We start from the raw sequence: 7447 nt of genomic DNA, 5'->3' as shown, positions 1-7447 counted from the left end.
TAGGCGACCCCGGTCTCCGCGGCCTGCGACAGGTCGATCGTCCAGTGCCGGTACTGGTCGGGACAGGTGTCGAACGAGACGACGGGCACCTCGGCGGTGTCCGTCGCGTCCGCGGGGGGCGCGGGTTGCGCCTGTGTGGTGGTCATTGCGATGGGCCTCCTGCGCCTCGGCGCGGTGGGATGCCTCAAAATCTACAACATGAGCACGTTGCGCGCTAGTTCTGTAGAACGTTGTCGCGAGCAGGTGCCGACGCCCGCTCCCGCAGCCGGAACCGCTGCACCTTGCCGGTGGCGGTCTTGGGCAGCTCGTCGACGAGTACCACCGCACGTGGCCGCTTGAACGCCGCGAGCCCGGCCCGGCAGAACTCGACGACCTCGTCCGGGTCGACCGTCACCCCCGGCATCGCGACGACGTAGGCGACCGGCTTGTCCAGGCCGTCGGCGTCGGGCACGCCCACGACGACCGCCTCCGCGACCGCGGGGTGCTCGAGGATCCGTGACTCGACCTCCGCGGGGCTCACCCAGATGCCGCCGACCTTGAGCACGTCGTCGGTACGGCCCAGGCAGGTGTAGCTGCCGTCGTCGTTGCGGACGTACTGGTCGCCGGTGCGCATCCACTCCCCGTGGAACACCGCGCGGTTGACCTCGGTGCGGCACCAGTAGCCGGTGCACAGCGACTCCCCGGCGACGTAGAGCATCCCGGACTCGCCCGTGCCGTCGACGATCGTGCCGTCGGTGCGCCGCAGCTCCACGCGGTAGCCGGGCACCGGGTAGCCGGAGCTGCCCGGGACGACCCTGCCGGGCTGGTTGGAGATGAAGATGTGCAGCGCCTCGGTGGAGCCGATGCCGTCGAGGACCTCGAAGCCGAACCGGTCGCGGACCCCGTGGAACATCCTGGGCGGCAGCGCCTCTCCTGCCGACGCGCCGCGGCGCACCGTCGCGAACGCCGCCGGGTCGACGGTCTGCGCGTCCGCGGCGATGAGCGGGCCCCAGAACGACGGGACGGCGAAGAACAGGGTCACGCCGTGCTCGCCGGCCCGCTGCGCGAACAGCGCGGGGGACGGGCGCTGCGGCTCCAGCACCGTCGAGGCCCCGACCGAGAGCGGGAAGAACATGCTGTTGCCGATGCCATAGGCGAAGAACAGCTTGGCGACCGACAGGCAGACGTCGTCACCCTCGATGCCCAGGACCTGCTGTCCGTAGGTCTCGGCGACGACGCGGATGTCGTGGTGGCGGTGCATGGCGCCCTTGGGCTTGCCCGTCGTCCCCGAGGTGTAGAGCCACAGCGCGGGCGACTCGTCCCACGTCGGGTAGGGGGCGCCGACCGGTGTGCCGGTGCCCGCGTCGAGCAGGTCCTGCCAGGTCAGCGCAGTGACGTTCGGGCCGAGCGCGGCGGGGTCGGGGCCGGTGTCGCCGGTGAGGACGACGTGGCGCAGGTCCGGGGCGCCCGCGGCCGCGGCGTGCACGGCGCCGGTGAACTCCGTACTGCCCAGCAGTACCCGGGCCCGCGAGTCGGCCACCAGTACGCCCAGCTCGGGCCCGGTCAGCATCGTCGAGGACGGCACCGCGACCGCGCCGACGTACATCGTCGCCAGGATCGCGGTGAACAGCTCCACGTCGTCGGTCATGCACATGAGGACGCGTTCCTCGGGGCGCACCCCGATGCCGACCAGCCCGGCGGCGACGCGGCGGACCTCGTCGGCGAGCTCGGCGTAGGTGAGGGTGCCGCGCGGGTGATGGACCGCGACCCGGTCGCCGTCGCCGGCGATGACTCTCCTGTCGGTCAGGTACTCGGCGGCGTTGAAGAGTTCTGTCATCGACGGCTCCTGTGCCGGTTCGGGATTTGCGAACTCTACTGGTGGATGGCGGGGCGTCAACGATTCGTAGAAGGATCGGATGCGTGCGGATGCCACGTCCGCGCTCGTCGAGCGATCTTCCGGCAACGCGGCCAAGGTGTTACGAAAGGCCATGCGCATCATCTGATGTGACGACGCGCACCGGCCATCGTCGCGTCCCCCGGAACACCGGACAACCACGCAGGAGGGTCAATGAAGACCAAAGCCGCAGTGCTTCGCGGAGTCGGTCAGCCGTTCGAGATCGAGGAGCTCACGCTCGACCCGCCCAAGGCGGGCGAGGTCCTCATCAAGTACGTCGCGGCGGGCCTGTGCCACTCCGACGAGCACCTGCGCCACGGAGACATCGTGCCGCGCTTCCCGATCGTCGGCGGCCACGAGGGCGCCGGGATCATCGAGGAGGTCGGCCCCGGGGTCACCCGGCTCAAGCCCGGTGACCACGTCATCTGCTCGTTCCTGCCCGTCTGCGGGCACTGCCGCTTCTGCGCGAGCGGCCAGACCAACCTGTGCGACCTCGGCGCCACGATCCTCGACGGCGTCATGCCCGACGGCACCTACCGCTTCCACGACTCCAAGGGCGAGGACCTCGGCGGGATGTGCATGATCGGCACGTTCTCCGAGCGCGCCACGATCTCGGAGAACTCGGCGATCAAGGTCGCCGACGACGTGCCGCTCGACAAGGCCGTCCTCATCGGCTGCGGTGTCCCGACCGGTTTCGGGTCGGCGACGAACGCCGCCAACACCCAGGTCGGCGACACGATCGCGATCTACGGGGTCGGCGGCATCGGCGTCAACGCCGTGCAGGGTGCGGCGCTGGCCGGCGCGGCCAACGTCGTCGCCATCGACCCGCTCGCGAACAAGCGCGAGATGGCCGAGAAGGTCGGCGCCACCCACTCCGCGGCCACCGCCGAGGAGGCGCACGAGCTGATCCAGCAGCTCACCAACGGTGTCGGTGCCGACAAGGCCATCGTGACGGTCGGCATCGTCGACTCCGAGGTCGTCACCAACGCGTTCAACGGGATCCGCAAGGGCGGCACGGTCGTCGTCACCGGGCTCGCCGACCCGACCAAGAACACCATCGAGATCCCGGGCGCGCTGCTCACCCTGTTCGAGAAGCGCATCCAGGGGTCGCTGTTCGGTTCCGGTGACCCGTTCAAGGACATCCCGCGACTGGTCGCCATGTACCAGTCGGGCCAGCTCAAGATCGACGAGCTGATCACCAACACCTACAGCCTCGAGGACGTCAACAAGGGCTACGACGACCTGATCAACGGCGTGAACATCCGCGGCGTGATCATCCACGACCCCGCGGCCTGACCGACCCCTGTCCGAACGGGCAGGTCCCGTTCCGACGACGTTCCACGACGCGCGGCCATCCGGACGTCCCCTCCACGGGGCGTTCCGGGTGGCCGCGCCGCCGGAGGTAGCCCCGCACGTGACCACCCTGACCCCGCCCGACTCCCGCACGCCGACGCCCGTGGTCGGGCTGCAGCGCGAGCGGGAGGTCCTCACCGTCGCACTCGCCACCGGACGCCACGTCGTCATCGAGGGACCGCCCGGCACCGGCAAGTCGACGCTGCTGCGCTCCATCGCCGCCGACGCCGGCCGCCACGTCGTGTTCGTCGAGGGCAACGCCGAGCTGACGCCCGCCCGCCTGGTCGGTGCGTTCGACCCGTCGCAGGTCCTCGCCGAGGGCTACCTGCCCGCCAGCTTCGTCGACGGACCGCTGCTCACGGCGATGCGCGGCGGCACCGACCTCGGCGACGCCGGAGGACTGCTCTACCTCGAGGAGCTCAACCGCGTCCCCGAGGAGACCCTCAACGTCCTGATCACCGTCCTCACCGAGGGTGAGATCGCCGTCCCGCGACTCGGCACCGTCCGCGCCGGGCCCGGCTTCCGGCTCATCGCCGCCATGAACCCGTTCGACGCCATCGGCACCGCCCGGGTCAGCCAGGCCATCGCCGACCGCATGTGCCGGGTCGTCCTCGGCTACCAGGACGAGGACGCCGAGCGCGCGATCACGACGTCGGTCAGCGGGGTGAAGGGCTGGGTCACCGACCTGTCCGTGCTGCTCGCCCGGGCCACCCGCGAGCACCGCGACCTGCGGATGGGTTCGTCGGTCCGCGGCGCGATCGACCTCTCCCTCGTGCTCACCGGCCTGTCGGAGCTGCGCGGCGAGGCCGTGACGGCCCGCGAGACGGCCCGCGACGCCGCCCACGCCGCGCTGTCGGGGCGCATCCGCATCGCCGACGGCGTCGACCGCACCCCGGAGTCCGTCATCGACGAGCTGCTCGACCAGCTGTGGCCCGAGGACGAGGCCCGCCCACCGGACCGGTCCTCCGACGACTCCGGCGGTGGTGAGCCGGGAAAAGCTGAGGGCCCGCCGCCTCCCTCGGCGGGCCGCAGCAAGGAACCCCCGCACCGCAATCGCGGCCAGCGCACGCTGGGACGCCAGGAGCTCGGGGCGCGCCACGAGATGTTCGACGACGTCTCCCCGGAGCTCGGCGAGCTCGACGAGCAGGCCTTCGACCATGCGCTCGCCGAGGACCCGGAGGCCGCGGCCGCGCTGCTCGCCGACCTGGCCGTCGCCACCGACACACAGCTGCGAGCGCTGGCGCGACGGCTCGCCGGGCGCGTGTTCATCCAGCTCGGCAAGGTCGGCCCGGCCAAGGCCCGCGGGACGCGCCGGATCGCACCCGTCCGCGGCGGATCGGGCGACCTCGACCTCGACCGCACCCTCGACGGCTGGCAGCCCGGCATCTCCCGGCGCCCCGCCGCCGACGAGCTCGTCACCCGCGACTGGACGGCGCACCGCCGCGCGGTCTGCCTGGTCGTCGACATCAGCGGGTCGATGCAGGGGCTGGCCGTCGCCCTGGCCGCGGTCGCCGCGGCCGGGGTCGTCCTCGCCTCCGAGGACGGCGGATCCCGGCTCGAACCCGGGGTGCTCGCCTTCGGCGCCGACGTCCGTGTCCTGCAGGCCCAGGGCCGGCGCAAACCGCCGGACCAGCTCGTCGGCGAGCTCGTCGCGCTGCGTGGGCACGGCACCACCGACCTCGCGGCGGCGCTGCGCGCGGCGTCGCTGGGGCTGGCCGGGGCCGTTGCCGAGGAGCGGATGGTGGTGCTGCTCTCGGACTGCCTGCACACCGCAGGCGACGAACCGGCGTCCGCGCTGGCCGGCATCGACCGGTTGCACGTCCTCGTCCCGCTCGGGCCGGGGGAGGACGGCCGCGACGCCGAGGTGGCCGCCGCTGCGCTGGCGGCCAAGGGCGGCGGCACCTCCCGCACGGTCCGCCGGCTGAAGGAGATCGGCCCGGCGCTGACCCGGATCCTGGGCTGACGGCGGCACCCCGACGCCACCCACGAGGGATGTCGTACCGCCCGGATAGGGTCGCGCCGTGGGGACGATCGTCAGCTTCCATGCCCATCCCGACGACGAGTCGATCGGGTCAGCAGGCACGCTCGCGCGCGCCGTCGCCGAAGGGCACCGCGTGGTGCTCGTGTTCGCGACCCGCGGCGAGCTCGGGGAGCCGGTGCCCGGCGTGCTCGCCGAGGGGGAGCAGCTGCCCGTGCGCCGCTCGGCGGAGTGCTTCGAGTCGGCGAAGATCATCGGTGCGGCCCGCGTGGAGTTCCTCGGCTACGTCGACTCCGGGATGATGGGCGAGCCGTCGAACGACGCGCCCTACTGCTTCTGGCAGGCGAAGGTCGAGCACGCCGCCAAGCGGCTGGCGCTCATCCTCGAGGAGGAGGAGCCCGACGTCCTCACCGTGTACGACGACAACGGCGGCTACGGCCACCCCGACCACATCCAGGTCCACCGGGTCGGCAGGCGGGCCGCCGAGCTGGCCGCGGTGCCCGTCGTCGCGCAGGGGACGATCAACCGCGACTGGATGGTCCGCGGCATGACCGGCCTGGCAAAGGAGGGCGGCCTGCCCGACGGCTGGGAGCCGCCGAACATGGAGGCGCCGAACTTCGGCAAGCCCGAGGCGGAGATCACCCACCGCGTCGACGCCGTCGACTACGTCGACAAGAAGCGTGCCTCGATGCGCGCGCACGCCAGCCAGATGGGTCCGGACCACTTCATGCTGTCGATGCCCGAGCCGATGTTCGCGATGGGCATGGGCACGGAGTTCTACATCGTCGATCCCGCGCCCAGTCCGGCCGCCGCGCCGGACCTGTTCCTCGACCTGTTCGCCCCGTTGCGCTGAGCGGTCCCCCCGCCGGGCGCCGACGGCCGTCGCGCCTGCCCACCCGTCCACCGAGTGTGACGCGGTCCGCGGTGGTCGTTCTACCCTCCGTAGAGCACAATGAGCGCGCGGTGCGGTCGCCCGTGCCGGGCTCCTCACCCGGGGGCCGGAGGGCCGATCCGCGCGATATAGAGTCCGGCCTGCCCACCACAGGCCAGTGCAGGAGGCACCAGTGACAGCCGTCGCCCCCAAACCGATCTCGTCGCGCCCGTACCCGGCGCGTCGGACGGTCAAGGGATCCACGCTGCTCAAGATGATGCGGACGACGGACCCCAAGGACATCGCGATCCTGTACATGGTCACGTCGTTCGGGTTCTTCCTGGCCGGTGGTGCGATGGCGCTGCTGATGCGCGCCGAGCTGGCGGTGCCGGGGATGCAGTTCCTGTCCCCGGAGCAGTACAACCAGCTGTTCACGATGCACGGCACGATCATGCTGCTGCTGTACGCGACGCCGATCCTGTTCGGCTTCGCCAACTACATCGTGCCGCTGCAGATCGGGGCGCCCGACGTCGCGTTCCCGCGGCTCAACGCCTTCTCGTACTGGCTGTTCCTGTTCGGTGGCCTCACGGTGCTCGCCGGCTTCCTGACGCCCGGTGGCGCGGCCGACTTCGGCTGGTTCGCCTACTCGCCGCTGTCGGACGCGGTGCACTCGCCCGGTGCCGGTGGTGACCTGTGGATCATGGGCCTGGCCGTCGCCGGTCTCGGCACGATCCTCGGTGGCGTCAACTTCATCACCACGATCGTCTGCATGCGCGCGCCCGGCATGACGATGTTCCGGATGCCGATCTTCACGTGGAACATCTTCGTGACGGCGATCCTGATCCTCATCGCGTTCCCGGTGCTCACCGCCGCCCTGCTCGGCCTGGCCGCCGACCGGCACCTCGGGGCCCACGTGTTCGATCCCGCCAACGGCGGCGCGATCCTGTGGCAGCACCTGTTCTGGTTCTTCGGCCATCCCGAGGTCTACATCGTCGCCCTACCCTTCTTCGGCATCGTCTCGGAGATCTTCCCGGTCTTCAGCCGTAAGCCGCTGTTCGGTTACAAGGGCCTCATCTACGCGACGATCTCCATCGCGGCCCTGTCGGTCGCGGTGTGGGCGCACCACATGTACGCCACCGGCGCGGTGCTGCTCGCGTTCTTCTCCTTCACCACGTTCCTCATCGCGATCCCGACGGGCGTCAAGTTCGTCAACTGGATCGGCACGATGTGGAAGGGCAAGCTGACGTTCGAGACGCCGATGCTCTTCGCCGTCGGCTTCCTCGCAACATTCCTCTTCGGTGGCCTGACCGGCATCCTGCTCGCGTCGCCGCCGCTGGACTTCCACGTCTCCGACAGCTACTTCGTCGTGGCG

5 protein-coding genes are annotated in these 7447 nt (G+C 71.1%); 4 read left to right on the top strand and 1 reads right to left on the bottom strand.

Annotated elements, in window-relative coordinates; all coding sequences use genetic code 11:
- Positions 1–214: 214 nt before the first annotated feature.
- Positions 215–1816 (bottom strand): benzoate-CoA ligase family protein, encoded by a 1602-nt coding sequence (locus TOK_RS08055; protein WP_098957173.1) that lies wholly within the window; start codon positions 1814–1816, stop codon positions 215–217.
- A gap of 231 nt (positions 1817–2047) precedes the next feature.
- Here TOK_RS08055 and TOK_RS08050 point away from each other — a divergent pair, with 231 nt between their 5' ends.
- The 4 genes from TOK_RS08050 to TOK_RS08035 form a co-directional block, all read left to right on the top strand.
- A complete protein-coding gene (locus tag TOK_RS08050; RefSeq protein WP_098957172.1) occupies positions 2048–3169 on the top strand; it encodes an NDMA-dependent alcohol dehydrogenase in 1122 nt (373 codons plus the stop codon).
- A gap of 118 nt (positions 3170–3287) precedes the next feature.
- Positions 3288–5189 carry a MoxR family ATPase gene (locus TOK_RS08045; RefSeq protein ID WP_253258250.1) on the top strand — a complete coding sequence of 634 codons (1902 nt, stop codon included), beginning with the start codon at positions 3288–3290 and terminating at the stop codon, positions 5187–5189.
- A 58-nt stretch (positions 5190–5247) separates the two neighbouring features.
- A complete protein-coding gene (locus TOK_RS08040; RefSeq protein WP_098957170.1) occupies positions 5248–6057 on the top strand; it encodes a PIG-L family deacetylase in 810 nt (269 codons plus the stop codon).
- 211 nt (positions 6058–6268) lie between these two features.
- Positions 6269–7447 (top strand): cbb3-type cytochrome c oxidase subunit I (locus tag TOK_RS08035; protein WP_098957169.1); only part of this gene is annotated, 1179 nt, incomplete at its 3' end.

It is taken from the genome of Pseudonocardia sp. N23 (assembly GCF_002583555.1).
Taxonomy (GTDB): domain Bacteria; phylum Actinomycetota; class Actinomycetes; order Mycobacteriales; family Pseudonocardiaceae; genus Pseudonocardia.
Note: the sequence above shows the minus strand (reverse complement) of the source record. Positions and strands in the feature narration are given on the sequence as shown.